Raw genomic sequence first — 24672 nt, 5'->3', positions numbered from 1 at the left:
ACATCACGTTATGCCAAATCTGCGCCGAAAATTACCCAGTGCGAACGCGTTGTTCGTTTTCGAAGCGGCCGCCCGCTGCGGAAATTTCACGCATGCCGCACGCGAGTTGTACGTCAGTCAACCTGCCGTGAGCCGGATGCTCGCGCGCATGGAAGACCACCTGGGCGTCCGGCTGTTCGAACGCGTACGCGGCGGCATCGAACTGACCGAGAACGGCAGCATCCTCTACCGCAAGATTTCCGAAGGGTTTGCCGGCATAGAGAGCGCGATCGCCGAGATCGAAGCACGTGAGACTGGCGTGGAAAGCGTGACGCTTTCGGTGTCCACGGCGTTCACGACCCACTGGCTGATGCCCCGCATGGACCGTCTCAATCGCGCGTTTCCGAACCTCGATCTGCGGTTTCAGCTGATTTCCGGCCGCATCGGCGGCCCGCTCGTCGATGTCGATCTTGGCATGCGTTTTCTTGCGGAGGACGAGATCGACGACACCGCCGCGCTCGTCATGCCCGAGGTGCTGTTGCCGGTGTGCAGCCGCAGGTATTGCGAACAGGCTGAGCAGAACCGCCACAACGGCCAGGGCGATACGTTCATCGTGATGGACGATGACGAACGCGGCTGGCAGGACCGGTTCAGGACGTTTCCTGAAAAGCGGCGGCGCAACGCAGCCACACTGCGCCTGAACGACTATGCGATCGTCGTACAGGCAGCGCTGCTCGGGCAAGGGATAGGGCTAGGCTGGCTCAACGTGGTCGCGCACTGGATCACCGAAGGCGTACTGCTGCCGGCAACCGAAGAGATTGTCGTCACGAGCCGCCGCTGCTGTCTAGTCGCGCCGCCGAACAGGCCAATGCGGCCGGCGGTGGCGCGTCTGCGCGACTGGATCATCGACGAAACGCGCGCGGACATCCGCGAAGTGGATCGTGCATGCCCCGCGCTCGGCATTCGCGAGGCCCTCAAACGCGCCGGACTCCCGCTCGGCTGACCCGCCTCAGGACATCGTTGCGCCCGATGCGTTCGGTTCTGCCGTCATCGCCTGCCGACAGGGCGGTGAGCCACGCATGGTCTTGCGCGCCGCTGCGCGCTCGACGAACATGCTGGGCGTCATGCCGCAACATCGCTTGAAATGCCGACCGAAATGGCTCTGATCGAAAAAGCCCACCTCGGTCGCCACCGCCGATCCTGGCACGCCCGCAAGAAGCAGCGACTGCGCATGCTGGATGCGCAATCTGCACAGGTAACGATATGGCGAAGAACCGAACCGTTGCCTGAACGCAGTCGCGAAGCGCGACACGCTCAGCGCCGACAGCGCCGCCAGTTGCGCGAGCGTGACGGGCTCGTTGAAATGCGCTTCGATGAACGCCCGTGCCTCTTCGAGTGGTTCGGAGTGTTTCATGACGTGCCACATCCAGAAGGAACAGCGGGTTGCGCTGCAAAGCGTGAAATCGAAAAGGCCTCGAGCGGAATAGACGTGCTGCCCGTATCGACGAGTTCCGCAAGCGTCTCTCCGACACCGGGGCCGATCTGGAAGCCCGACCCGCTAAAGCCGAATGCATAGAAGAGTCCCGGCTGCTTCGAGCTTGGCCCGATGACCGGCTCGCTGTCGGGGAGATAGCTTTCCACGCCGCTCCACACACGAATGACATGAAGCGGCGCGAGCGCCGGCACCAGTCTGCGGAACTGCGCAAGCTGTCGCACCGTGTTGAGCGGCAACACCGACGCGCGTTGCGTGTCGGCATCCGCCGGCCCGGCAGGACCGCCGCCGAGTACGATGTTGCCGCGTGGAATCTGGCGGAAATAAACACTCTCTTCCTTGATGGACGTATAGACGCCCATCGAAGAGCGGAACACATACGGCACGGGTTCGGTCACGGCCATCTGCGGACCGCGCGCGGCAAGCGGCACAGGCTCGCCGAACTGCGCACTCAACCGGTCCGCCCACGCGCCAGCGCAGATCACAAGCTGCGCTGCCCGATAGACGACGCCATCCGCGCTCTCGACCCGGAAACCACCGCCCTCCTTCTCGACTCGCACGATCTCCACGTTCTCGAGCACCTGTGCCCCCATCCTCGCCGCTGCGCGCCCGAAAGCTGGCGCAGCAAGGCGAGGATTCGCGTGACCATCGAGTGGAGAGACCGATGCGGCCAGCACCTCCCGCCCAAGAAACGGAAAGCGGCGAAACACCGCTTCGCCCTGAAATACTTCCAGTTCGAGGTCGAAGGCGCGCGCTTCTTTGGCGTAGGTCTCGAAGTACGCGGCGTCGTGCGGGTGATAGCACACTCGCGTATGCCCGGACGGCAGAAACTCGATGTCCTCGCCCAGCCATTCGGCCGCGTGCCGCCAGGTGGCAAGCGCGCGATTCGCCATCGCCAGTTGAGAGAGGGCGCGCCCTTGACGACGGATGCCGCCGAAGTTCACCCCACTCGCCTGCTGGCCCGTCTGGCCACGCTCGAGAAGCAGCACTGAGCGCCCGCGGCGGCTCAGAAAAAATGCCGTGGTGGCGCCCATGATGCCGCCGCCGATCACGATCACATCCGCTTCGCTCGCAGTCATTCGCAGGTGTCCTCGACAAGCGCCATCGGCAACGGTTTGACGGGCGCCTGGCCGCGTAGCCGCCCTACGGCGGAAAGCGGCACGCACGCCGCGGCCGCGATGATCTCGGCGCCGGCGTGCCCGCAATAGCGCCCCTGGCAACGCCCCATGCCGACCCGCGAAAATGCCTTGGCGCGGTTGGCTTCGCGCGCACCGGCTTCACGCACGACACGGCGCAATTCGCCTGCCGTGATGGCCTCGCAACGGCAGATGAGCGTGTCGTCCGGCACGGCTGCCGCCAGTTCCGCCGGCCACGGAAACGCGGTGCGCAAGCCGGCGGCAAAGCGCGTGAAGCGCTGCAGTTCCGCGCGTAGCGTATCGATACCCTCGACGGCCATGCCTGCGTCGCGCATCGCCGCAAGCGCGGCAAGGCGTCCGGAACGCTCAGCCGCATCGGCGCCGCGCACGCGCGCGCCGTCCCCCGCGAGATAGACGCCCTTGACGCTGCTTCGTCCGTCTTCGTCGGTGTGTGGCAGCCATTGCTGCGAGGCTTCGTCGAAGTGGAACTCGCACCCGGCCAGGTCGGCGAGCTGGGTCTCCGGGCGCAGGTGATAACCGAGCGCGACAGCGTCGCACGCACGCTCGAACAACGCGCCGTCCTGCAGCTTTACCGCGACGCCGGTCACGCCATCCTGAGGCGTTCCCTTGATCTCCACGGGCCGCACGCCTCGATGGACCGGCACCTTCGCTCGCCGCAGCACGCGCATCAGCGCGAGTCCCTTCCAGAGCGACGCGGGAATCGACAGCAGCGCTGGCAACGCGCGCAGCCGCTGCAGCGCGGTCGACGTATCCAGCACAGCGGAGACCTGCGCACCGGCCTTCACGTATTGCGCTGCCACGAGATACAGCAGAGGGCCGGTGCCCATCATCACCGTGCGCGCACCCACCGCGCACCCCTGCGACTTCAGCGCAACTTGCGCGCCGCCGAGCGTGTAAGTCCCCGCGTGTTGCCAGCCCTTCACCGGCATCAGCCGGTCGGTCGCCCCGCTACAGACGATGAGCGCATCGAACTTCAGCGTGTGATAGCGCGTGCCGCTGACGAGATGCACCATGCCGGGCGAGATATTCCAGACGAGCGTTTCCGGCAGATAGTCGATGCGAGACCTGAGCGCGTCGAACGTCGCGTGAACGGACGCGGCACGGGCGGCCTCGGTTCCGTACAGCGCATCGTAGGCACGCGAAAAGCCCTCGGGCTGCCGGCGATAGATCTGGCCGCCGTCGCGCCTGCCTTCGTCGATGACGGTGGGCCTGAGCCCCGCCCCGGCGAGTGCCTGCGCGGCGCGCACGCCGGCCGGACCGGCGCCGATCACGATTACCCGCGCGGCCATATGCCCTCTCCTTCGGTGAGCCGCGTCACGATCGACATGCCGGGCGTAGCCGGCGTGCTGCATGCACGCAGCCGCTCGCCGCCGGTGGTCCACACCCAGCAATCCTGACAGGCCCCCATCAGACAGAAGCCGGCGCGCCGTCCGTCGCCGAATTCGGAATCGCGCAACGCCGACACCGTGGTCAGCAGCGCAACGATCAGCGTGTCGCCTTCGGCGGCCTCGCACACCACGCCATCGATGGTCACCGGAAAGGTCTTGCGCCCGGTCTCCGCCACCCGAACGAATCGTGCGTTCATGCTGGAATCACCTCCAGACGCTGGAGACGGTCAAGCTCCTCGCTCGAATGGTGACAAAGAATCTCGGCGCCCGACTCGAGGCGCTTGAGTGACGGCGCCGTGGCGTTGCATTTTCCTTCGATGCGCACCGGACAACGCGCGCGGAAGCTGCACAGTTCCGGGCTGTCGCCGCTGGCACTCAGAGGTGGCAAAGCAGCGCTGCTGACGCTGCAGCGCGCGTCGAGCCAGCCAGGCCTGAGCGCCGGCACTGAGTTGACCAGCAAGCCCGTGTAAGGGTGATACGGCGGCGCGGCGAGCACATCGCGCTGTCCGGCCTCGACGCGATGCCCGGCGTACAGCACGATCACATCGTCGCAGATGGCGCGCACCGTGGAGATATCGTGGCTGATGAACATATATGACACGCCGAGTTCGCGGCGCAGTTCGCCCAGCAGGTCGAGAATCGCTGCGCCTACCACCGTATCGAGCGCTGACGTCACCTCATCGCAGAGAATCAGCGCGGGTTCCGCGGCCAGCGCCCGCGCGAAGTTGACCCGTTGCTTCTGGCCGCCCGACAGACCCGCCGGATTGCGTTCAGCGATCGAAGCCGGCAGCTTCACCAGATCGAGCAGTTCCAGCATGCGCTTTCTGGCTGCCGCCCCGCGCAGACGGTGATAGAACGCAAGCGGCCGGCCAAGGATGTCTGCAATCGTGTGACTGGGGTTCAGCGCGGTATCGGCGTTCTGGAACACGATCTGGATCTGCCGGTACTGCTCGTGCGTGCGCTGCGAAAGCTCTGCGGGCAGCGGTTCGCCGTTGAACAGCACCTCGCCTCTGGCGCGCCCGAGCAGCCCCGCGATCACGCGCGCAAGCGTGGTCTTGCCCGATCCCGACTCGCCGATCACGCCCAGCGTGCTGCCGCGAGGAATCGACAGGCTCACGTCGTCCAGGATGCGTGCGGCCGGCAGGCCGGTAGCCCGGTCGATCCGGCCATAGCCCGCCGACAGACCGCGGATTTCGAGCAGCGGCGGTACAGCAGCGCTACTGGCCGGGCGTGCATCGGCCGGGGCATCGGGATGGCGCGACGCAGCAAGCAGCTGGCGCGTGTACGCATCGACAGGCGCATCGAGCACCTGCGCGATCTCGCCGTTCTCTTTCACGAGCCCGCCGTTCAGCACGACGATACGGTCCGCCATCTGCGCCACGACGGCGAGATCGTGCGACACATAGACCGCTGTCGTGCCCAGCTCGCGGATGACACGCTTGAACGCGGCCAGCACTTCGATCTGGGTCGTGACGTCGAGCGCGGTGGTCGGCTCATCGAACACGACGACCGCCGGGTCCGTGATGAGCGCCATGGCGGCCATCAGCCGCTGCAGCTGACCACCCGAGACCTGATGCGGGTAGCGCTCGCCAATCGTTTCAGGGGTCGGCAGCGCGAGCGAACGGAACAGGGCGATTGCCTTCGTGCATGCCACATCGCGCGTCATCAGCCGATGCAGCAGCGCGGGCTCGACGACCTGGTCCATGATGGTTCGCGCGGGATTGAAGGCCGCCGACGCGCTCTGTGCGACATAGGCGACTGTGCGTGCGCGCAACGCCTGGCGGCCGGCCTGATCCAGCGACAGCACATCGATTTCGCCGATCCGTACGCTGCCGCCACTGATCGAGCAGCCTGCGCGGGCGTAGCCCAGCAGCGACAGCGCGATGGTCGTCTTGCCCGAACCCGACTCGCCGATGAGCGCCAGCACCTCGCCCTTCTTCACCGAGAAATCGACGCCCTTGACGATTTCGACAACCGGGTCGGGTGCCGCGCCCGCGACGACGCGCAGACCCCTTACTTCGATCATGTTGCCGGCATTCATTGCGCGCCTCCTTGTCCGCGACCGTGGCGGCGGCGCAGATTGTCGATCAGCAGATTCACACCAATGGTCAGCGACGCGATCGCCACCGCCGGCATCAGCACCGCCGGCGCGCCTTCCGACAGGCCACCGATGTTTTCCCGCACGAGCGAGCCCCAGTCCGCGTTCGGCGGCTGCACGCCCAGACCCAGAAAGCTCAGACCGCTCAGCAACAGCACGATAAAGACGAAGCGCAGGCCGAAGTCGGCCAGCATCGGATGGATCATGTTCGGCAGCAGCTCAACGCGCGCGATGTAAGGCAGCCGTTCGCCGCGAGCCCGCGCGACCTGCACGTACTCCAGCGTCATCAGGTTCACCGCGAGCGAGCGCGAAATGCGGAACGCGCCGGGAATATAGGCCAGCGCGGCGACTCCCATGAGCATCGGAATCGACGATCCGAACGCGGCAATCACGACGAGCGCGAGCACTTTGCTCGGGATGGAAATGAGCGCGTCGAACAGCCGGCTCAGCACTTCGTCGATCCAGCGGGCCGACAGCGCGGCGAGCAGCCCGAAGCAGGTGCCGATCAGGCTGGCCAGCACCGCCGCGACCAGTGCGAGGCCGACCGTGTAGCGCGTGCCGTAAAGAATCCGGCTCAGCATGTCGCGGCCGAGATAGTCGGTGCCGAGCAGATGCGCCACGCTATAGGTGCCGAAGATCTCCGTCGAGGTCAGCGCACCGCCCTTGTACGGCGCGACAAGCGGTCCGATGAACGCCACCGCGAGCCAGAACACGACGATCACGAGGCCGATCATTCCGAGCACCGAGAGGCGTCGCGCCAGCCGTTGCAACAGCCGGGGCGCGGCCGTCGCGGCTTCGGTTGCGGGCGCTTCGCCGAGGGGATCGTCGCGGGACACGTCGTAGATCTCCGTACCGGCGTGAGGAAGAGGGGGATTGACTGGACGGTTCATCGTTGACGCAGCCTCGGGTTAGACACGATTTGACAGAGGTCTGCGATCAGCACGAGCGCGAGATACGCCGCGCAGAAGACCATGACGCACCCCTGAACGAGCGGCATGTCGCGGTTCGTGACCGCATCCACCATCAGGCTGGCAAGGCCGGGATAGTTGAAGATCGACTCGACGATCACCACCCCGCCAAAGAGATAGGACAGGCTCAGCGCGACCGCATTGGAGATCGGGCCGATCGTGTTCGGCACGACGTGCCGCAACACGACGCGGGTCGGCGAAGCGCCCTTCAGCACCGCCATCTCGACGTACGACGAATTGAGCTGATCGAGCACGGCAGCGCGTGTCATGCGGGACATCTGCGCCACGATCACGCAGCACAGCGTCATCACGGGCATCGCATAGATGCGCAGCAGCCCGCCAAACGACGATACTTCCGACAGATAGGAGAGCGCCGGCAGCCAGCGCAGCTTCACGGCGAAGACCAGCACCGCGATGGTGGCAATCAGAAACTCCGGCACAGCGACCGCCGAAAGCGTGATCACATTGAGCGCACGATCGAGCAGCGAGCCGCGGAACATCGCCGACAGGATCCCGATGGCGAGCGCGACAGGAACCGACACCAGCGTCGTCAGCCCGGCAAGTACGAGCGAATTCGGCAGACGCGTCGCGATCAGCTGGCTGACCGGCATGCTGTTCGACAGCGATGTGCCGAAGTCGCCCCGCACGATATGCAGAAGCCATTCGACGTAGCGTTGCAGCGCGGGTTGATCGAGTCCGAACTGATGGCGCAGCGCCGCGACGGCTTCGGGTGTGGCGGCCTGGCCGAGCGCCTCCTGGGCGGCGTCGCCCGGCAGCAGGCCAGTAATGGCGAACACCAGCGCCGACACCAGCAGCAACGTAAGTAGCGCGAGGCCGAGCCGCGCGGCAATGAGTCGTTGCGCGTATGCTTTCATCGAAATTGCCTCCTGGGGTAAAACCGCTCGCTCATGGGATGGCAGCGTGCGCGTTGCTGCTGATCGACCGTGAGCCGGTTGCCGGCCTGAGATTCATTCAGGCCACGGCCACGGCAACAGCCGGCAGGTCAGGCTTCGAGCCAGACGTTCTCCGCAAACGTGAAGCCCATCAGGCCGGCCAGCGGAATCGAGCCAAGACCCTGCAGTTTCGTCGTGTGCGCATCGAGCGAGCTCAGGAACATCGGAATGCCGATACCGCCCGTTTCGTGCACGAGAACCTGCATGTCGCCGTAGATCTTCTTGCGCTTCGCATCGTCCGGTTCGCCACGTGCGGCGAGCAGCATCTGGTCGAACTTCGAACTCTTCCAGTTTGCTTCATTCCACGGGGCATCGGACTTGAAGAACTGGGTGAACAGCACATCCGCGCTCGGGCGCGCATTCACCGCGCCGTAGCCAAGCGGATGCTTCATCCAGTGATTCGACCAGTAGCCGTCAGCCGGCACGCGCGTGACCTGCAGGTTCAGGCCCGCCTGCGGCGCAGCCTGTTGCAGCAGCATCGCCATTTCGACGGAGCCGTCCGCTGCCGGCGACGCAAAGATCTGCACGGGCGCGCTGCCTACCTTCGCCTTCTGGAAGTAGAACTTCGCCTTGTCCGGGTCGAACGTGCGTTGCGGCAGACCTGCGAGGTAGTACTTGTTGGTCGGATCGATCGGCTGGTCATTGCCGATCGATCCGTACCCCTGGAACACCGCGCGGCGCATCTGCTCGCGGTCCTGCAGGTACATCATGCCCATGCGGAAATCCGCGTTGGCGGTAATGCCGCCTTCGTCGCGCACGATGAGGTCCGTGTATTGACCCGTCTTCGTCTCCAGCACGGTGAAGCCGCTGGTGCCTTTGATACGGCCCGTCGAGCGCGGACTCACGGCGTTGATGAGCTGGACGTCACCGGACAGCAGCGCATTCACGCGTGCCGATTCGTCGCCGATGCCGATCAGTTCGATTTCGTCGAGGTGCGGCAGACCGGGCTTCCAGTATTTCTCGTTCTTCACGCCGACCGTATGAACGCCGGGTGAGAACTCCTTGACCTTGTATGGGCCCGTGCCCACTGCCGTCTTGAAGTCCTTCGTGCCGTCCTTGATGATCAGGAAGTGCGAGGTGGCGAGAATCACCGGCAGGTCGGCGTTCGGGCCTTCAAGCGTGATCGTGACTTCGTTCGGGCCGGTCGCCTTGACTTCCTTGATCTGGTCGGCGAGCGTCTTCGCTTTCGAGGCGGTCGCCGGATCCTTGTGCCGCATGATCGAGTAGACGACGTCGGCGGGCGCGAGCGCCTTGCCGTCGTGGAACTGCACCCCTGTGCGCAGCTTCACGACCCACACCGTCGCGTCCTTCGTTTCGAGCGATTCAGCCAGCGCCATCTTCGCGCCGAGATGCGAATCGAGTTCGGTCAGACCGTTGTAGAACATGTTGCAGCGGACGTAGTCCGTGGCCAGCGCGCCCTTTGCCGGATCGAGCGTATCGGCGGCCGAAGCCGACTGAGTCGCCACCCGGATCTTGCCGCCCTGCTTCGGTTTCGCCTGGGCGAGGGCCGCGCCACTCGCCGCGAAAAGACCGGCACCCGTCATCGACATCATGCCCGCGGCCGCCATCGCGCGCAGCACCTCGCGCCGCGACGCGCCCTTCTTCGTCAGGCGCTCCAGTTCGGAACCGGGCTGAACAGCAGCAAATTGCGAGTCTTCCTTATTCATCGAACTTCTCCGCGAGTGTAAGCAGGGGTGGCTTTTTGTCAGCCAGTCATTGGAATCAATAAAAAACGTCTTTGATGCGGTAGTACGTGCCCACGATGGGAAGAAACCAGGGCTTGCCGGTGTGTCCCGGTATCGCCGGCCATTTGAGATCGCGCCATGGATTGGCGTCTTCCCGACCTTCGATCACGTCGGCCATCACCTGCCCCATGTGGGTCGACATCTGCGTCCCGTGCCCGCTGTAGCCCATCGAGAAATAGATGCCGTCATGCTGGCCAGCGCGTGGCAGCCGGTCGGCCGTCATGTCGACGAGCCCGCCCCAGCAATAGTCGATGCGCGCCGACGCGAGCGGCGGGAACAATGCAACCAGTCCTTCCTGCAGGATGCGTCCGCTCTTCGCGTCGGACGGCTGCTCCGACGCCGTGAAGCGTGCCCGGCCGCCGAACAGCAGGCGCGCATCCGGCGTCACGCGAAAGTAGTTGTGCATCAGACGCGTGGTCGTGTACGCGCGCCGGTTCGGAAACATGCGTGCGAGCAACGCCGCATCGAGCGGCTCGGTGACGACGATGAACGAGCCGACGGGCGCGAGCCGCCGGCGAAACCAGCCGAACGGTCCATGCCGCGACGGGCCGGTTGCGACGAACACCTGTTTGGCCTGCAACTCACCGCGCGCCGAAACGATGCGGTAACCGCCATGGCCGTTCCTGACGATCGCGGACACAGCCGCATGCTCGTAAAGTCTCGCGCCTTTGCGTGCGGCCGCTTCGGCGAGGCCGACCGCGAACCTGCCCATGTGCATCTGGCCGCCATGCCGTTGCAGCAGACCGCCGTGGAAGCTGTCGGACTGCACTTCGTCGCGAATGCGCTCGGGACCGATGAGGTCGATGTCGGGATCGACTTCACGGCGAATCAGCTCCGCGGTTTTCGCAAGGTGGTCGAAGTGATGCGGCTTCGACGCGAGCTTCAGCTTTCCCGACGCCAGATAGTTGCAGTCGATGCCCTCTTCGCGAATCAGCCGCTCGACGGTATCGACCGCCGCCGCATACGCGAGATAACAGCCTCGCGCACGTTCCAGTCCCAGTTGCCCAACGAGCGCCGCGAAATCCTGCGCGACGCCGGTATTGACCTGTCCGCCGTTGCGGCCGGAGGCGCCGCCGCCGATCCGTCCGGCATCGAGCACCGTCACGGAGGCGCCCCGGCTGGCCAGTGCCTGCGCCGCCGACAGGCCTGTGAAGCCGCCGCCGATCACGGCAACGTCGGTCTGGCCGTCGACCGGACCTTCACTCGCCGACAGCAGGGGCGGTGCGGTATCGAGCCAGTAGGAATCGAGCTTCATCCGATGCGTCCTGAGAGTGGGCGATGACGTATCCAGGGCCGCCGCCTGCGGCGACCCGTCGTGATTACAGGCCGAGTTCGGCCGCCAGATGCGGAATGTCGTTGACTTCGTAATACTGATAGTACGGCGTTGACGGTTCGTGGCCGCGATTGACGAAAGCCTTGTGTCTGATGCCGAGATCGTGCGCCGTCATCAGGTCGTAGCGCAGGCTCGACGAGACGTGCAGCACGTCTTCCGGATTGCAGTTGAGCTGGTCGAACATGTATTCGAAGCCCTGCATGCGCGGCTTGTACGACTGCGCCTGCTGCGCCGTGAACACGGCATGGAACGGTGCGCCGAGCTTGTCGACGTTGCTCTGGATCTGGTCGTTCGAGGCGTTCGACAGGATCACCAGCTTGTACTTCTTCGCCAGGCGCGACAAGCCTTCCGGCACGTCCGGATGCGGGCCCCACGTCGGCACTGCGGTATAGATCTTTTCGGCGCGTGCTTCGTCGAACTTCACGCCCACGCGCTTGCAGGCACGCTCGAATGCATTGACGACGACATCGCGATACGGTTTCCATGCACCGAGCACTTCGTCACGGCGATAGCCCGCGAAGAACGTGACCAGTTTTTCGAGGTCCTCGGTACTCAATTCGTCGCCGTACATTTCGCGCGTCATGTCCGCCATGCGGAATCTGGTGAGGGTGCCGTAGCAGTCGAAGGTAATGTATTTCGGCTCGAACTCGATCATGGTGGTCAGTCCTGTCGTGGTGGTGAATGGCTGATGCCATCCGGTTGCGTTGACAAAGGCGTGTGCCTGCAGAAGATTTAATCAGCGCAAAAACAAAGATGTCTCTGATTAGGGCGCCGCGAATAACACAAAGCACGCGTTTTGATGCCATCTGACAGCAGAGTCTGCGGCGCCCGGAACGGCTGTTCGCTGACGCGCCGCAACATCCTCGTCAGCCGTGAAGATCGATCAGTACGCTCTTGAAGCGCAGGTTCGCTTCGTAAGCCTGTTTGCCCAGGTCCTTGCCGATGCCGGAGCGCTTGTAGCCTCCCGTCGGGATCATGAAGTCGGCGCTGCGGCCGTAACGGTTGACCCACACCGTGCCGGCCTCCAGCCCGCGCACGAAGCGCAGCGCCCGGCCGAGATCCGATGTATGCACCCCGGCCGCAAGGCCGTATTCCGGATGCTGGGCGAGTTCGAGCGCTTCTTCTTCCGTGTCGAACGTCTGCAGGGTCAGGACAGGCCCGAACACTTCTTCGCGCACCGCCTCGGCTTCCCGCGTGACGCCGGCCAGCAAGGTCGGCATGTAGAAGGCGCCAGGGGTAGCGCCGTCGGCGCGCTGGCCGCCGTAGCGCAGCGTCGCGCCCGAATCGAGCGTGCGCCCGACGATCGCGTCGATGCGGGCCGCCTGGGTTTCGGAAATGATGGGTGGCAGCGTCGTGCCGGCCTGCCAGGTCGCTCCGGGCTTCAGCCCGGCAAAAATCCGCTCGATGCGCTCAGCGAGCGGCTCCGCGATACTGCGTTCCACCAGCAGGCGCGAGCCCGCCACGCACACCTGGCCCGCATTGGTCGTAATCGCCGCTGCGATGCGGCGAGCGACGTCGTCGAGGCGCGGGGCATCGGCGAACACGATCTGCGGACTCTTTCCGCCCAGCTCCAGCGTGACGGGTTTCGTTCCGGTCTGCGCGCAGGCGGCCATGATCGCCGCACCGGTTCGGGTCGACCCGGTGAAGGTGACCTTGCCGACCAACGGATGACGCACAAGCGCATCGCCGGTTGTGCGGCCATCGCCCTGCACGACGTTGAAGATGCCGGCCGGCACGCCCGCCTGCACCGCGAGTTCGGCGAGACGCAGCACGGAGAACGGGGTCATCTCCGACGGCTTGAGCACGATTGCGTTGCCCGCGGCCAGCGCGGGCGCAATCTTCCAGGACGCCATCACCAGCGGAAAATTCCACGGTGCAATCGCGCCGACCACGCCGTAAGGCTCGGCAATCGTCATACCGAGATGATCGTGATCGGTAGCAGTGACGTCGCCCCCCACCTTATCCGCGAATTCGGCGTAGAAGCGGATGCCTTCTGCGGTGAACGGCACGTCCCATGCAATGGCATCGCGCACGGGACGGGTCGAGCCGAGCGCCTCCAGCGGACCCAGCGTCGCCGCATCCGCGGCGACGAGATCGGCGAAACGGCGCAGGATCCTGGCCCGCTCGCGCGGCGCCATGCGCCCCCAGCCGCTCGTGCGGAACGCGTGCCACGCGTTGCCGACAGCCCGGTCGACCAGCGCGGCATCGCCGCACGGCACGGCCGCGTAGGCAACGCCGTCGGACGGGCGGAGGACATCGATACCGCCCCCGGATTCGTCGACATAGTCACCGCCGATGAAATGCCCACCTCGAACGACGATGTCGGCCGGATTGAAGCTGTCCATAAGAGAAGGTCCTCGCTGGCAGGCCGATCGGGAACGTGTACGGAAGCAACGTGATCGGCATGACAGGATCGTAGGACTGTTCACCCAGCATATTTCGCCGACAAAAATCCGCGTTCAGCACATCGCACGCGTCATGGGTGGCCCGAACAACACGTTTTGCATCGATTTCGCGTTTCCGGCCGCAGGTGACAGGCGATAGAAAGATCGTCCTAGTCACGCCGCGCGCCGGGTGACAGAGTGGAGCCGTTCCAGCCATCGAGGGGTCAGGCGTGTCCGCTCCAATAACCTACAGACGCTTCACCAGCGACGACCTTGCGGCCGCGCACGCGCTCACGGTCGAGCTCAAATGGCCGCATCGCGTGGATGACTGGCGCTTCGTCGCAGAGGCCGGCACCGGGTTCGTCGCTGAACAGGCGGGCAGCGTGATCGGCACTGCGCTGTGCTGGAAGTACGGTGACGAGACAGCGTCGCTCGGGATGGTCATCGTGTCCCCGGCGCACCAGGGGCAGGGCGTCGGCAAAAAGCTGATGGAAAGCCTGCTCGAAGAACTCGGCCCGCGCATCACCTTTCTGCACGCAACACCCGCCGGGCAGCCGCTCTATGAAAAGCTGGGCTTTCGAGCCGTCGGCACACTCGACCAGCATCAAGGCGCGGCCTTCCAGCCGCCGCTCGTCTCCCTGCCGCCGGGTGAGCGTCTCCGGCCGCTCGGCGCGAGCGACATGCCGCGTCTCATCGAACTGGCGTCGCGGGCAAGCGGGCTGGACCGCAGCGCGATCCTGCCCGCGCTGATGGAAACCGCCGACGGTATTGCGCTCGACCGCGATGGCGAACTCATCGGCTTCGCGGTGTTCCGCCGCTTCGGCCGCGGGCATGCCATTGGCCCTGTGGTGGCGCCGGCTTGCGCCGATGCGTCGCGTGCGAGGGCGCTGATCAGTCACTGGCTTGCATTGAACGCGGGCATGTTCGTCAGGATCGATGTGCCCGGCGATTGTGGCCTGACCGGCTGGCTCGAGGAACTCGGGCTGCTGCGCGTAGACACCGTCATCAAGATGGTACGCAACGGGTCCGAAACCCATCCCGACGATCCCGATTTCCGCCAGTACGGCATCATCAACCAGGCTATCTGCTGATCCCATGGCATTCCTCTACAAGGCCGATCCGGCGCGCGGCGAACAGTGGGCGAAACTGTTCGCGCAACGTGCGCCAGAACTGTCCTTCCGTCTCTGGCCGAATGTCGGCGACCCTGCCGAAATCCGCTATCTCGCCGCCTGGCAGCCGCCCGAGGACCCCGCGCGCACGCTGCCCAACCTCGAAGTGGTGTTTTCAGTCGGCGCAGGTGTCGATCAGTTCGATCTGTCGAGCGTCCCGTCGCACGTGCCGGTGGTGCGGATGATCGAACCGGGGATCGTCGAGGGCATGGTCGAATACGTCACACAGGCCGTCCTGACCGTGCACCGCGACCTGTTCGATTACCGTCTTCAGCAGCAGGACAAAACGTGGAAAGAGCTGCCCGTGCGCGCCGCATCCTCGCGGCGTGTCGGCGTGCTCGGGCTCGGCGTGCTCGGTACGGCCGTGCTCGAACGGCTGCGTCTGTTCAACTTCGCATGCGCGGGCTGGAGCCGCTCGCCGCGCGACATCGAAGGCGTCGAATGCCATGCAGGCATGGAGACCCTCGACGCGTTTCTCGCCCGCACCGACATCCTGATCTGCCTGCTGCCGCTCACGCCCGCCACGCGTGGCATCCTGAATGCGCAGCTGTTCGCCACGCTGCCGCGCGGCGCGTCGCTGATCCAGACCGGACGCGGTCCGCATCTGGATCATGCCGCCCTGCTCGGGGCGCTGCATAGTGGGCAATTGCAGAACGCGATTCTCGACGTGACCGATCCCGAACCACTGCCCGCCGACCATCCGCTGTGGACGCACCCGCGCGTGCGCATCACGCCCCACATCGCGAGTGCCACGCGCCCCGAAACGGCGGTCGAAGTCGTGCTCGACAATCTGCGCCGGCACCGCGCCGGACTGCCGATGCTGGGCCAGATCGACCGGAGTCAGGGCTACTGAAATGCGGTGGCAAGGTGCTTCAGGTCCCTGAGAAGCACCTGAAGCACGCGGCAGAAAATGCTGCGCGAGTGCAGCAAAACGCGTGGCATGCGCTTTTCAGCGGTTTTTTTAGCGCAACGTGTGAAGGCGATGGGTCGGTAGTATGAACCCGTCGACAGCCCACCCGCACGAGAAGCCACCATGCCGAACTCCTCACTCATCGAAGCCGATCGCCGGCACCTGATTCATCCCGTCATCAACTACCGCACGCACGAAGCGCGCGGCGTCACCGTTCTCGAATCCGCCTCCGGCTCGTTCCTGCGTGACGCAGACGGCAACGAAGTACTCGATGCTTTCTCGGGGCTCTGGTGCGTGAATGTCGGCTACGGCCAGCAGAGCATCGTCGAAGCCGCGACGGCACAAATGAACAGGTTGCCCTACGCGACAGGCTACTTTCACTTCGGCTCGGCACCGGCGATCGAACTCGCAGCGAAGCTGGTCGAGCTGTCGCCCGCTTCGTTGCAGCACGTGTACTTCACGCTCGGCGGCTCGGACGCCGTCGATTCCGCGTTGCGCTTCATCACACACTATTTCAATGCCACCGGCAGACCGTCGAAGAAGCATTTCATCGCGCTGCAGCGCGGCTATCACGGTTCGTCGGCGCTCGGCTCGGGGCTGACCGCGCTGCCCGCGTTTCATCACAATTTCGACGTGCCGCTGCCGACCCAGCATCACATCCCGTCGCCGTATGCATACCGCAGCGAGTTCGCGGACGACAGCGCGCTGATCGCCGCCTCGGTCGCCGCGCTCGAAGCAAAGGTCGCGGCGCTCGGTGCCGATAACGTGGCGGCGTTCTTTTGCGAGCCCATTCAGGGCTCGGGCGGCGTGATCGTGCCGCCGGTCGGCTGGTTGAAAGCCATGCGCGACGCGTGCCGAAAACTCGGCATCCTGTTCGTCGCCGACGAGGTCATCACGGGCTTCGGCCGCACGGGGCCGCTCTTCGCGTGCGCCGCGGAAAACGTCGAACCCGATCTGATGACGGTCGCCAAGGGGCTGACCTCCGGATACGCGCCGATGGGCGCCGTGCTGATGTCGCACGAGATCTACGAAGGCATCGCCGACGCCGATCCTGGCGCCATCGTCGGTCATGGCCACACGTACTCGGCTCATCCGGTCAGCGCGGCGATCGGCCTCGAAGTCATGCGGCTTTATCACGAAGGCGGCCTGCTCGCGAACGCTGCCGCGCTCGCACCGCGCTTCGCCCACGGACTCGATGCGCTGCTCGCGCATCCGCTCGTCGGCGACTCACGTCATCGCGGCCTGCTCGGCGCGCTCGAACTGGTGTCCGACAAGGACAGCAAGACGGGCTTCGATCCATCGCTGAAACTGTCCGACCGGATCGCCAGCGCGGCCTACCGCAACAAGCTCGTGTTCCGTGCATTCGGGGACAACATTCTCGGCTTTGCGCCTGCGTTGTCCTATACGGCGGCCGAGTTCGATCTGCTGTTCGAACGCCTCGAAAAGACCCTCGACGACGTCCTCGCAGCACCCGATGTAAGGGCCGCGCTGGACCGTAGAGCCGGTGTCATCGCATGCTAAAGTAGAGTTCACCTAGACACGAAGCGGCCGACGGCCCGAGCGACCACGTGACAATGAGCAGCGACTGCAAGCTTGACCGGATTGATCTGCGTATCCTTTCCCAACTTCAAAAGAAAGGCCGCATAACGAACGTCGAGCTTGCCGACGCGGTGGGGCTGTCGCCCAGCCCCTGCCTCATCCGCGTCAAGCGTCTGGAGAAAGCGGGCTATATCGTCGGATATGGCGCGCAGATCCAGTTGGAGAAGCTCGGCGACGTGCAAATCGTCTTCACGGAAGTCACGCTCGCGGACCATCGTCGCGAAGATTTCATCAAGTTCGTCGCCGCCATTCGCGACGTCGACGAGATCATTGAATGCCATCTCGCGAGCGGCGGCTACGACTACCTGCTCAAGTTCGTCACCCGCAGTGTGAGCCACTATCAGAGCGTGATCGAAGGTTTGCTCGAGCGCGATATCGGCATCGAAAAGTACTTCAGCTACGTGATCATCAAATCGCCGTTCGTGAAGAATCACTATCCGCTGGAAATCCTCTTTTCGCCGCACCAGGGCTAACGCGACGCATCCGCCTCGGCGCCCACGGCGAGACCCGTCTGCACGAACGCCTCGCACAGGAAGTCAACGCACACACGCACTTTCGCCGACTGGGCGAGGCGCGCCGGATACACCGCCCAGATGTTGGCGGGCTGCGTGACATCGGGCAGGACCTGCTGCAACTGCCCGCTTTCGAGCAACGGCCTGACATCCCACATCGAACGCAGGACGATGCCGCGTCCGGCGAGCGCCCATTGCACGGCCACTTCACCATGATTCGTGGACAAAGGCCCGGTCACCTTCACGGAAACCGGTTCGCCCCGCACATCGAGCCGCCACAGCCCGAACGGATGGTCGCGCTCCTTGATCGCGAGACACGAATGCGACGGCAGATCGGTGACCTGCTTCGGCGCGCCGTGACGCGCCAGATACTCCGGCGACGCGCACAGCACGCGATGGTTGAAAGCGAGCCGCCGTGCGATCAGATGCGAGGCAATCTCGTCGCCGATGCGGATGTCCAGATCGAAACCTTCGCCAGCCACGTCCACCAGCCGGTCGAACAGATCCAGCCGCACACTGATCTGCGGATAGCGGTCGGAGAACTGCGCGAGCGCGGGCGCAACGAAATGCCGGCCAAAGCCGAAGCTGCTGGACACACGCAGCGTGCCGCGCGGAATGCGGCGCGTCGTCGAGACGTCCTCGACGAGCTGGTCGACGTTGTCGAGAATTTTTTCGGCCCATGCGTAGACCCGCTCGCCGGCCTCGGTGATCGCCACGCGTCGCGTCGAGCGATGCAGGAGCCGCGTGCCGAGGCTCGCTTCCAGTACGCCCACGCGCTTGCTCACATACGCCGGCGATACCGCGAGCGCTTCCGCCGCCGCGCTAAAGCTGGATTTGCGTGCGACCATGCAGAACACGCGCAGGTCATCGAGTTCTGGCGTTCGAGGCGCGTTCATCGGCGGATATCTTTATGCACGAATCGTGCATGGTGGATTAACCAAAAGACTCATTTTAAGCCGTTTCCATGGGAATAAAATGGGCAGTGTTATTCGCATGTATTCAGGGAGAGAGGACGACATGACCAGCAAATACAGGATCGCAGTGATACCAGGCGATGGCATCGGCGTAGAAGTCATGCCAGAGGGTTTGCGCGTGCTCGACGCTGCGTGCAAACGCTTCGGCATCGAGCTCGATTACCGGCACATCGAGTGGGCCAGCTGCGACTACTACGAAAAGCATGGCCAGATGATGCCGGACGACTGGAAGGCGCAACTGTCAGACTGCGACGCCATTCTGTTCGGCGCCGCGGGCTGGCCTGCGAAGGTGCCGGATCACATCTCGCTGTGGGGCTCGCTCCTCAAATTCCGGCGCGAGTTCGACCAGTACATCAATCTGCGTCCGGCGCGTCTCTTTGAAGGCGTCCCCTCTCCGCTCGCCGGGCGCCGCGCTGGCGACATCGACTTCTGGATCGTGCGTGAGAACACCGAAGGCGAGTATTCGTCGGTCGGCGGCGTGATGTTCGAGGGCACCGAGCGGGAATTCGTCGTACAGGAATCCATCTTTACGCGCCATGGCAGCGAGCGCGTGCTGAAGTTCGCGTTCGATCTCGCCCAACGCCGGGACCGCAAGAAAATCACGGTCGCGACGAAGAGCAACGGCATCGCAATCAGCATGCCGTGGTGGGACAAGCGTGCGGAAGAAGTCGCGGCGCAGTATCCCCACGTCAGCTGGGACAAGCAGCACATCGACATTCTCTGCGCGCGCTTCGTGCTGAACCCCGACCGCTTCGATGTCGTCGTCGCCACCAATCTGTTCGGCGACATCCTGTCCGACCTCGGGCCTGCGTGTACGGGCACGATCGGTCTTGCGCCGTCGGCCAACCTGAATCCCGACCGCCGGTTTCCGTCGCTCTTCGAACCCGTGCACGGCTCGGCGCCCGACATCGCGGGCAAGAACATCGCCAATCCGATTGCGATGATCTGGTCGGCCGCGATGATGCTGGACTTCCTCGGCCACCACGAAGGCAGGGAGCGCGACGCGCACGATGCGATTCTCGCCGCCATCGAAGCGACGCTGAAAGAGGGGCCACGTACCGGCGATCTGGGCGGCCACGCCAGCACGACCCAGGTCGGCGAGGCGATTGCACAACGCCTCCTGTAACACCGGCAATACCAGTCACGCCAGCAATACCCGCCACGCCCGCAACAAAGGAGCGATGCAATGACACGCAGATTCGAACTGGACGAACTCATCCGTTCCGACAACTTCCTCGACGGCCGATGGACACCCGCCAGCAATGGCGAGCGCTTTGCGGTCACCGACCCGGCGACCGGCAAAACCATCGCCCAGGTCGCGGATAGCAGCGAGGCCGACGCCCGCGCCGCCACCGACGCCGCCGCCCGCGCCTTTCCCGGATGGCGCGACACGCTGCCGAAAGAGCGCGCGGCCATCCTGCGCCGCTGGCACGATCTGATGCTCGCGAATCAGGACACGCTGGGCGCGCTGATCTCGCTCGAACAGGGCAAGCCGCTTGCCGAAGGGCGTGGCGAAGTCGCGTACGGTGCGTCCTACGTCGCGTGGTTCGCGGAAGAAGCCACGCGCATCTATGGCGACATCATTCCGCAGCAACAGCGCGGCAAACGCATGATGGCCGTCAAGGAGCCGGTCGGTATCGTCGCTGCGATCACGCCATGGAATTTCCCGCTCGCCATGATCGCCCGCAAGATCGCGCCGGCTCTCGCGACGGGTTGCACGGTCGTCGCCAAGCCTGCCGAAGACACGCCGCTGACAGCGTCCGCGCTCGTCATGCTCGCGCACGAAGCGGGTGTGCCCGCGGGCGTGCTGAACCTGATTACGGCGTCACGCGAACATGCGGTCGCGACCGTCGCCGACTGGCTGCACGATGCGCGCGTGCGCAAGATCACCTTCACCGGTTCGACCGCGGTCGGCAAGTACCTCGCGCGCGAATCGGCGGATACGCTCAAGAAGCTGTCGCTGGAACTCGGCGGCAACGCGCCCTTCATCGTGTTCGACGACGCCGACCTCGATGCTGCCGTGACGGGCCTGCTCGCCTCCAAATTCCGCAACGGTGGGCAGACCTGCGTCTGTCCCAATCGGGTGTATGTTCAGGCCGGTGTCTACAAACGCTTTGCCGCGCTCCTGGGCGAACGCGTCGCCGCGCTGAAAGTGGCGCCCGCGACCGACCCGCACGCGCAGATCGGTCCGATGATCAACACGCGCGCGATCGACAAGATCGCCCGCCATGTGGATGACGCCCTCTCGCACGGCGCCCGTATCGTGACGGGTGGCAAGCGCCTCACGGAACTGGGCCCGAACTACTATGCGCCGACCGTGCTCGCCGATGCGAAGCCCAACATGCTATTGAACGCCGAGGAGACCTTCGGGCCGGTCGTGCCGCTCTTCCGCTTCGAAAGCGAAGCCGAAGCCGTCGCCGCGGCCAACAACACCTCGTTCGGGCTGGCGTCGTACTTCTACAGCGAAAACGCGAGGCGGATCGATCGGGTGTCGCGAGCGCTGGAAGCCGGCATCGTCGGCATCAACGAGGGCGCGGTAGCGAGCGAAGCCGCACCGTTCGGCGGTGTGAAAGACTCCGGCTATGGCCGCGAAGGATCCCGCTACGGCCTCGACGACTACCTGTCGATCAAGTACCTCTGTCAGGGGAATCTGGCATGACAGGCGACGCCTATCCCATCGAAGTCCGGTTCCCCGACATCTCCGCGCACGAGCAGTCCGACTGCGGCGTGCCCTATGTTCATACGTTCGACTCCGACGTGCGGGGGCCGCACGTGATGATCAATGCACTCACGCACGGCAACGAAGTGTGCGGCGCGATCGTGGTGGACGAACTGCTGCGCCATCGATTGCGGCCTCGTCGCGGCAAGCTCACGCTGTCCTTTGCCAATGTCGCCGCGTACTTGTCGTTCGATCCAGCGAAGCCCGACGCATCGCGTTTCGTCGATCAGGATTTCAACCGGGTCTGGACCGCCGCGATCCTCGACGATACCTCGCGCACGTCCTCCGAACTCAGCCGCGCGCGAGAGATGCGGCCCGTCATCGATACGGTTGATGCCCTCCTCGACCTGCACTCGATGCACGAGAAAAGCGCGCCGTTGATCGTCTCCGGTCCGTTGCAGAAAGGCATCGATCTGGCGTTGCGCCTCGGCACACCCGCTACGGTGATCTGCGACGAGGGCCATCCGGAAGGTCGCAGGATGCGCGATTACGAAGGGTTTGGCGCGGGCAGCAGCCCGAAGAACGCACTGCTCATCGAATGCGGACAACACTGGGAACAGCGTGCCGTCGATGTCGCAAGAGACGCGACTGCGCGCTTTCTGCTGCTGGCGGGCATCGTTGACGAGACAGATCTGCCGCAGGGCTGGATCGCCCCCTTGCCGCCCGCCATGCGGGTGGTGCGCGTGACCGAGCCCGTGGTTGCGACCAGCCTCGATTTCGCCTTTGCGCAGCCGTTCACAGGGCTCGAAACCATCGCCGAGGCTGGCACCGTCATCGGGTGGTCGAACGGACAACCTGTGCGCACGCCCTATGACAACTGCGTGCTCGTGATGCCTTCGCTCAGACAATTGCGCCCGGGCGTAACCGTGGTCCGGCTTGGCAAGATCGAACGCACGGTCGAAGCCGCCCCTCAAGGCGGATCCGCTAACCCTCCCCAGGGAACAGACTCGTGAAGGTCCAGCAAATCCAACAAAGCGTCAACCTGGAAGGTCTCGAAGACTGGGGCACGGCCGGCCTTCCGGGTGCACCCGCCGTCAAGGTGTCAGGGGTTCAGCGTGTGATCGAAGGCCGCGAGGGGATCGATACCGGTATCTTCCAATGCAGCGCCGGCACCTATCGGCGCTCTGTCAAGCAGGCCGAAGTCATGCACTTTCTGGCTGGCTCCGGCCGCTTCACGCCCGATGGCGAAAAGACGGTTCACTTTTCGGCCGGCGATACCTTGTTCTTCGAAGCCAACACGGAAGGACTGTGGGAAGTGGATGCCGCCATGCGCAAGGTGTATGTGATCCTCTGATGCAGGCGACATTCGCGCGCGCAGGTCAATACCTGCGCGCCGAACCTGACATCAAATCAGTTCCCCTGAGCCTGCGAAGCCATCCGCGCGGGCGCGTTGAGCGCACCGTAGGCGTCGTACTCGTTCACGCGCTGAACGACCTCGAAGAACAGACCGTCGTCGACACTTTCCGTGTAGATATGGAAATAATCGCCGTTCGCAGTGCGGTCGAACAGCACGCCCGCGTGGCGTAGACGCGCGAGCAGATCATCGTCGATGTCGAAGCGCGTGACCAGGTCGTCGTAGTAGTTCCCCGAAATCGGCACGAAACGCACGCCGTTGGACTTCAGGCGCGCGACCGCCTCGAAGATGTCGTCGCAGCTGAGCGCAATGTGATGCACCGTCACTCCGCCACCGGCGCTCACGGTGCGCGCCGTGCGTGTCCTCTGGCTCAAGGAGACGTTGAGCACCAGACGCACGCTCCGGTCCGCGTTGGACACGCCGCGGCTACGGACAAGGCCAAACGGGTCAGCCAGCTCGAGGCTCTCGCCCGGCTCGAGGCCAAGCACCGCGCGAGCAAACAGGACCCAGGTATCCAGCTGATCGACAGCGAGGCCGAGCGCCACATGATCGATGCGCTTCAGCCCTGCGCTCGCTGCGGCACCGTTGGGCTCGTCCTCCAGCACAAAGTCGGCTTCGTACAGGCCATCCGCTCCGAGCGCGGACGACACGAAGCTGATCAAACTGCCGCCGGGTGAGATGATCGCGGGGACCTGCTGTTCATGCGGCCCGAGCGGTCCGTCATACCGCTTCGCATGCATCGCGTTGGCGCGGCCCACCGCGCGTGCCGGATCGGTCGTGTGCACTGCGAGCGCACATACCGACAGGCCGTGTTCTTCGAAGCGCCGTCGCGCAAACGAGTTCGCTTGCGCGTTGACAATCAGGTTGATGTCACCCTGCCGGTACAGCACGACGGCCTTCGAGCGATGCTTGCCGGCGCGACGAAAGCCGAGTCGACGCAACAGCATGCCAAACGTTTCGGCAGACGCTTCGTCCGCGGCGAACTCGATGTAGGACAGTCCCGCGATATCGGGCACGGGCGGCGGACTCGACAGTTCGACGCGTTGCAGCACGCGCTCGCACCGCGTCGCGAATTCCGTATTCTTCTGCTCCTGCGCCGGCCGCTGCAACTTCAGGCGCACCTGGCTTTCCAGATACAGCAGCGAGCGCATCGCATCCACCGCGATGCGCCGATTGGGCGTCTCGCGAAATACATCGTTGAAGATCTCCAGCGACAGCGGCCCGGTATAACCCGCCAGCAGCACCTTCTCGAAGAAGTTTTCCAGATCGAACTGACCCTGGCCTGGAAAAGACCGGTAGTGTCTCGCCCACTGCAGCACGTCCATCGACAATAGCGGCGCGTCGGCCATCTGCAGGTAGAAGATCTTGTCCCCCGGGATGTCCGCGATACCCGACGGGTCATCGTTCAACGATAGCGTGTGGAAGCTGTCGAGAATCAACCCAAGGTGCGGATGCCCGGCGCGCCGCACAATCTCCCACGCTTCGCCGTAGAGGTTGGTCGCACGCCCCCACGCCAGCGCTTCGAACCCTACCCTGAGATTGCGCTTTGCCGCGCGCTCGGCAAGCTCGTGCAACTGTGCGGCCGCAAGCTCCCTGTCGTCGATGACGAGCGGCGACGTGTTCGAGCAACACAGCATCATCGGCACGTCCAGTTCCTGCATGAGGTCGAACTTGCGCTCGGCCCGCTCGAGCGAGCGCCGGAACTGCGCATCGGGCATCCCTTCGAAATCGCGGAATGGCTGATACAGGTCGATGGTCAGGCCGAGGTCGGCCACCATGGCCCGCACGTCCGCCGCGGAGCCCTTGTAATTGATGAAGTCGTTTTCGAACAGTTCGATTCCGTCGAAACGCGCGGCCGCAATGGCCTCCAGCTTTTCGGGCAGCGTCCCGCTAAGCGATACGGTTGCAATGGTTCGGCGCATGATTGTGGTTCCGTCT

The 24672-nt window shown here is 64.6% G+C and carries 22 protein-coding genes; 9 read left to right on the top strand and 13 right to left on the bottom strand.

What is annotated here, in order from left to right; all coding sequences use genetic code 11:
- Positions 1-10 precede the first annotated feature (10 nt).
- The gene (locus tag B0G77_RS34040) at positions 11-982 is read left to right on the top strand and encodes a LysR family transcriptional regulator (protein ID WP_133666193.1); all 972 of its coding nucleotides are present in this window, start codon (positions 11-13) and stop codon (positions 980-982) included.
- Positions 983-988: 6 nt separating this feature from the next.
- Here B0G77_RS34040 and B0G77_RS34035 read toward each other — a convergent pair whose 3' ends face one another.
- From B0G77_RS34035 to B0G77_RS33985, 11 genes are all read right to left on the bottom strand, one after another.
- Positions 989-1393 carry an AraC family transcriptional regulator gene (locus tag B0G77_RS34035; protein WP_133666192.1) on the bottom strand — a complete coding sequence of 135 codons (405 nt, stop codon included), beginning with the start codon at positions 1391-1393 and terminating at the stop codon, positions 989-991.
- The gene (locus B0G77_RS34030; protein WP_133666191.1) at positions 1390-2550 is read right to left on the bottom strand and encodes an FAD-binding oxidoreductase; all 1161 of its coding nucleotides are present in this window, start codon (positions 2548-2550) and stop codon (positions 1390-1392) included. The genes B0G77_RS34035 and B0G77_RS34030 overlap by 4 nt, the downstream gene beginning before the upstream one ends.
- Positions 2547-3917 (bottom strand): NAD(P)/FAD-dependent oxidoreductase, encoded by a 1371-nt coding sequence (locus B0G77_RS34025; RefSeq protein ID WP_133666190.1) that lies wholly within the window; start codon positions 3915-3917, stop codon positions 2547-2549. The genes B0G77_RS34030 and B0G77_RS34025 overlap by 4 nt, the downstream gene beginning before the upstream one ends.
- Positions 3902-4213 carry a (2Fe-2S)-binding protein gene (locus B0G77_RS34020; RefSeq protein ID WP_133666189.1) on the bottom strand — a complete coding sequence of 104 codons (312 nt, stop codon included), beginning with the start codon at positions 4211-4213 and terminating at the stop codon, positions 3902-3904. Before B0G77_RS34020 ends, B0G77_RS34025 begins: the two co-directional genes overlap by 16 nt.
- Positions 4210-6057: an ABC transporter ATP-binding protein gene (locus B0G77_RS34015; RefSeq protein WP_133666188.1), complete on the bottom strand. Its 1848-nt coding sequence runs from the start codon at positions 6055-6057 to the stop codon at positions 4210-4212. Before B0G77_RS34015 ends, B0G77_RS34020 begins: the two co-directional genes overlap by 4 nt.
- Entirely contained in the window at positions 6054-7004 is a 951-nt protein-coding gene (locus B0G77_RS34010; RefSeq protein WP_133666187.1) for an ABC transporter permease, read from the bottom strand. The genes B0G77_RS34015 and B0G77_RS34010 overlap by 4 nt, the downstream gene beginning before the upstream one ends.
- Positions 7001-7957, bottom strand: a complete 957-nt coding sequence (locus B0G77_RS34005; protein ID WP_133666186.1) for an ABC transporter permease — start codon at positions 7955-7957, stop codon at positions 7001-7003. Before B0G77_RS34005 ends, B0G77_RS34010 begins: the two co-directional genes overlap by 4 nt.
- Before the next feature lie 128 nt (positions 7958-8085).
- Positions 8086-9702, bottom strand: a complete 1617-nt coding sequence (locus B0G77_RS34000) for an ABC transporter substrate-binding protein (protein WP_133666185.1) — start codon at positions 9700-9702, stop codon at positions 8086-8088.
- Between the two features lie 55 nt (positions 9703-9757).
- The gene (locus B0G77_RS33995; RefSeq protein ID WP_133666184.1) at positions 9758-11035 is read right to left on the bottom strand and encodes an FAD-binding oxidoreductase; all 1278 of its coding nucleotides are present in this window, start codon (positions 11033-11035) and stop codon (positions 9758-9760) included.
- 64 nt (positions 11036-11099) lie between these two features.
- Entirely contained in the window at positions 11100-11768 is a 669-nt protein-coding gene (locus tag B0G77_RS33990; protein ID WP_133666183.1) for a haloacid dehalogenase type II, read from the bottom strand.
- 211 nt (positions 11769-11979) lie between these two features.
- Positions 11980-13458 carry an aldehyde dehydrogenase family protein gene (locus B0G77_RS33985; protein WP_133666182.1) on the bottom strand — a complete coding sequence of 493 codons (1479 nt, stop codon included), beginning with the start codon at positions 13456-13458 and terminating at the stop codon, positions 11980-11982.
- A 269-nt stretch (positions 13459-13727) separates the two neighbouring features.
- Here B0G77_RS33985 and B0G77_RS33980 point away from each other — a divergent pair, with 269 nt between their 5' ends.
- From B0G77_RS33980 to B0G77_RS33965, 4 genes are all read left to right on the top strand, one after another.
- Complete coding sequence (locus tag B0G77_RS33980) at positions 13728-14588, top strand: GNAT family N-acetyltransferase (RefSeq protein WP_133666181.1); 861 nt, start codon at positions 13728-13730, stop codon at positions 14586-14588.
- 4 nt (positions 14589-14592) lie between these two features.
- Complete coding sequence (locus B0G77_RS33975) at positions 14593-15519, top strand: glyoxylate/hydroxypyruvate reductase A (RefSeq protein WP_133666180.1); 927 nt, start codon at positions 14593-14595, stop codon at positions 15517-15519.
- Between the two features lie 180 nt (positions 15520-15699).
- Positions 15700-17097, top strand: a complete 1398-nt coding sequence (locus B0G77_RS33970; RefSeq protein WP_133666179.1) for an aspartate aminotransferase family protein — start codon at positions 15700-15702, stop codon at positions 17095-17097.
- Between the two features lie 53 nt (positions 17098-17150).
- A complete protein-coding gene (locus B0G77_RS33965; RefSeq protein WP_133666997.1) occupies positions 17151-17648 on the top strand; it encodes a winged helix-turn-helix transcriptional regulator in 498 nt (165 codons plus the stop codon).
- Here the strand turns inward: B0G77_RS33965 and B0G77_RS33960 are convergent.
- Positions 17645-18583 (bottom strand): LysR substrate-binding domain-containing protein, encoded by a 939-nt coding sequence (locus B0G77_RS33960; RefSeq protein ID WP_133666178.1) that lies wholly within the window; start codon positions 18581-18583, stop codon positions 17645-17647. The genes B0G77_RS33965 and B0G77_RS33960 overlap by 4 nt on opposite strands.
- Positions 18584-18704: 121 nt before the next feature.
- Between B0G77_RS33960 and B0G77_RS33955 the strand changes: the two genes are divergently transcribed.
- The 4 genes from B0G77_RS33955 to B0G77_RS33940 are packed head-to-tail and all read left to right on the top strand — an operon-like array spanning position 18705 to position 22674.
- Positions 18705-19787 (top strand): tartrate dehydrogenase, encoded by a 1083-nt coding sequence (locus B0G77_RS33955; protein ID WP_133666177.1) that lies wholly within the window; start codon positions 18705-18707, stop codon positions 19785-19787.
- A gap of 60 nt (positions 19788-19847) precedes the next feature.
- The gene (locus B0G77_RS33950) at positions 19848-21320 is read left to right on the top strand and encodes an NAD-dependent succinate-semialdehyde dehydrogenase (protein WP_133666176.1); all 1473 of its coding nucleotides are present in this window, start codon (positions 19848-19850) and stop codon (positions 21318-21320) included.
- A complete protein-coding gene (locus tag B0G77_RS33945; RefSeq protein ID WP_133666175.1) occupies positions 21317-22333 on the top strand; it encodes a M14 family metallopeptidase in 1017 nt (338 codons plus the stop codon). Before B0G77_RS33950 ends, B0G77_RS33945 begins: the two co-directional genes overlap by 4 nt.
- Positions 22330-22674, top strand: a complete 345-nt coding sequence (locus B0G77_RS33940; protein ID WP_133666174.1) for a cupin domain-containing protein — start codon at positions 22330-22332, stop codon at positions 22672-22674. The genes B0G77_RS33945 and B0G77_RS33940 overlap by 4 nt, the downstream gene beginning before the upstream one ends.
- Positions 22675-22730: 56 nt before the next feature.
- Here the strand turns inward: B0G77_RS33940 and B0G77_RS33935 are convergent, their stop codons facing one another.
- Positions 22731-24656 (bottom strand): sugar phosphate isomerase/epimerase and 4-hydroxyphenylpyruvate domain-containing protein, encoded by a 1926-nt coding sequence (locus tag B0G77_RS33935; RefSeq protein ID WP_133666173.1) that lies wholly within the window; start codon positions 24654-24656, stop codon positions 22731-22733.
- Between the last annotated feature and the right edge of the window lie 16 nt (positions 24657-24672).

This window comes from Paraburkholderia sp. BL10I2N1 (assembly GCF_004361815.1).
In the GTDB taxonomy this organism is placed as follows: Bacteria; Pseudomonadota; Gammaproteobacteria; order Burkholderiales; family Burkholderiaceae; genus Paraburkholderia.
This window is presented reverse-complemented; position numbering and strand designations above follow the sequence as displayed.

Excerpts from the sequence above, each read along its gene's own strand:
- B0G77_RS34000 (WP_133666185.1), bottom strand. The coding sequence starts at position 9,702 with ATGAATAAGGAAGACTCGCAATTTGCTGCTGTTCAGCCCGGTTCCGAA.
- B0G77_RS33975 (WP_133666180.1), top strand. The coding sequence starts at position 14,593 with ATGGCATTCCTCTACAAGGCCGATCCGGCGCGCGGCGAACAGTGGGCG.
- B0G77_RS34005 (WP_133666186.1), bottom strand. The coding sequence starts at position 7,957 with ATGAAAGCATACGCGCAACGACTCATTGCCGCGCGGCTCGGCCTCGCG.
- B0G77_RS33955 (WP_133666177.1), top strand. The coding sequence starts at position 18,705 with ATGACCAGCAAATACAGGATCGCAGTGATACCAGGCGATGGCATCGGC.
- B0G77_RS33960 (WP_133666178.1), bottom strand. The coding sequence starts at position 18,583 with ATGAACGCGCCTCGAACGCCAGAACTCGATGACCTGCGCGTGTTCTGC.
- B0G77_RS33945 (WP_133666175.1), top strand. The coding sequence starts at position 21,317 with ATGACAGGCGACGCCTATCCCATCGAAGTCCGGTTCCCCGACATCTCC.
- B0G77_RS34030 (WP_133666191.1), bottom strand. The coding sequence starts at position 2,550 with ATGACTGCGAGCGAAGCGGATGTGATCGTGATCGGCGGCGGCATCATG.
- B0G77_RS33985 (WP_133666182.1), bottom strand. The coding sequence starts at position 13,458 with ATGGACAGCTTCAATCCGGCCGACATCGTCGTTCGAGGTGGGCATTTC.
- B0G77_RS33935 (WP_133666173.1), bottom strand. The coding sequence starts at position 24,656 with ATGCGCCGAACCATTGCAACCGTATCGCTTAGCGGGACGCTGCCCGAA.
- B0G77_RS34015 (WP_133666188.1), bottom strand. The coding sequence starts at position 6,057 with ATGAATGCCGGCAACATGATCGAAGTAAGGGGTCTGCGCGTCGTCGCG.
- B0G77_RS33995 (WP_133666184.1), bottom strand. The coding sequence starts at position 11,035 with ATGAAGCTCGATTCCTACTGGCTCGATACCGCACCGCCCCTGCTGTCG.
- B0G77_RS34035 (WP_133666192.1), bottom strand. The coding sequence starts at position 1,393 with ATGAAACACTCCGAACCACTCGAAGAGGCACGGGCGTTCATCGAAGCG.
- B0G77_RS34040 (WP_133666193.1), top strand. The coding sequence starts at position 11 with ATGCCAAATCTGCGCCGAAAATTACCCAGTGCGAACGCGTTGTTCGTT.
- B0G77_RS33950 (WP_133666176.1), top strand. The coding sequence starts at position 19,848 with ATGACACGCAGATTCGAACTGGACGAACTCATCCGTTCCGACAACTTC.
- B0G77_RS34020 (WP_133666189.1), bottom strand. The coding sequence starts at position 4,213 with ATGAACGCACGATTCGTTCGGGTGGCGGAGACCGGGCGCAAGACCTTT.
- B0G77_RS33970 (WP_133666179.1), top strand. The coding sequence starts at position 15,700 with ATGCCGAACTCCTCACTCATCGAAGCCGATCGCCGGCACCTGATTCAT.
- B0G77_RS34010 (WP_133666187.1), bottom strand. The coding sequence starts at position 7,004 with ATGAACCGTCCAGTCAATCCCCCTCTTCCTCACGCCGGTACGGAGATC.
- B0G77_RS34025 (WP_133666190.1), bottom strand. The coding sequence starts at position 3,917 with ATGGCCGCGCGGGTAATCGTGATCGGCGCCGGTCCGGCCGGCGTGCGC.
- B0G77_RS33965 (WP_133666997.1), top strand. The coding sequence starts at position 17,151 with ATGAGCAGCGACTGCAAGCTTGACCGGATTGATCTGCGTATCCTTTCC.
- B0G77_RS33990 (WP_133666183.1), bottom strand. The coding sequence starts at position 11,768 with ATGATCGAGTTCGAGCCGAAATACATTACCTTCGACTGCTACGGCACC.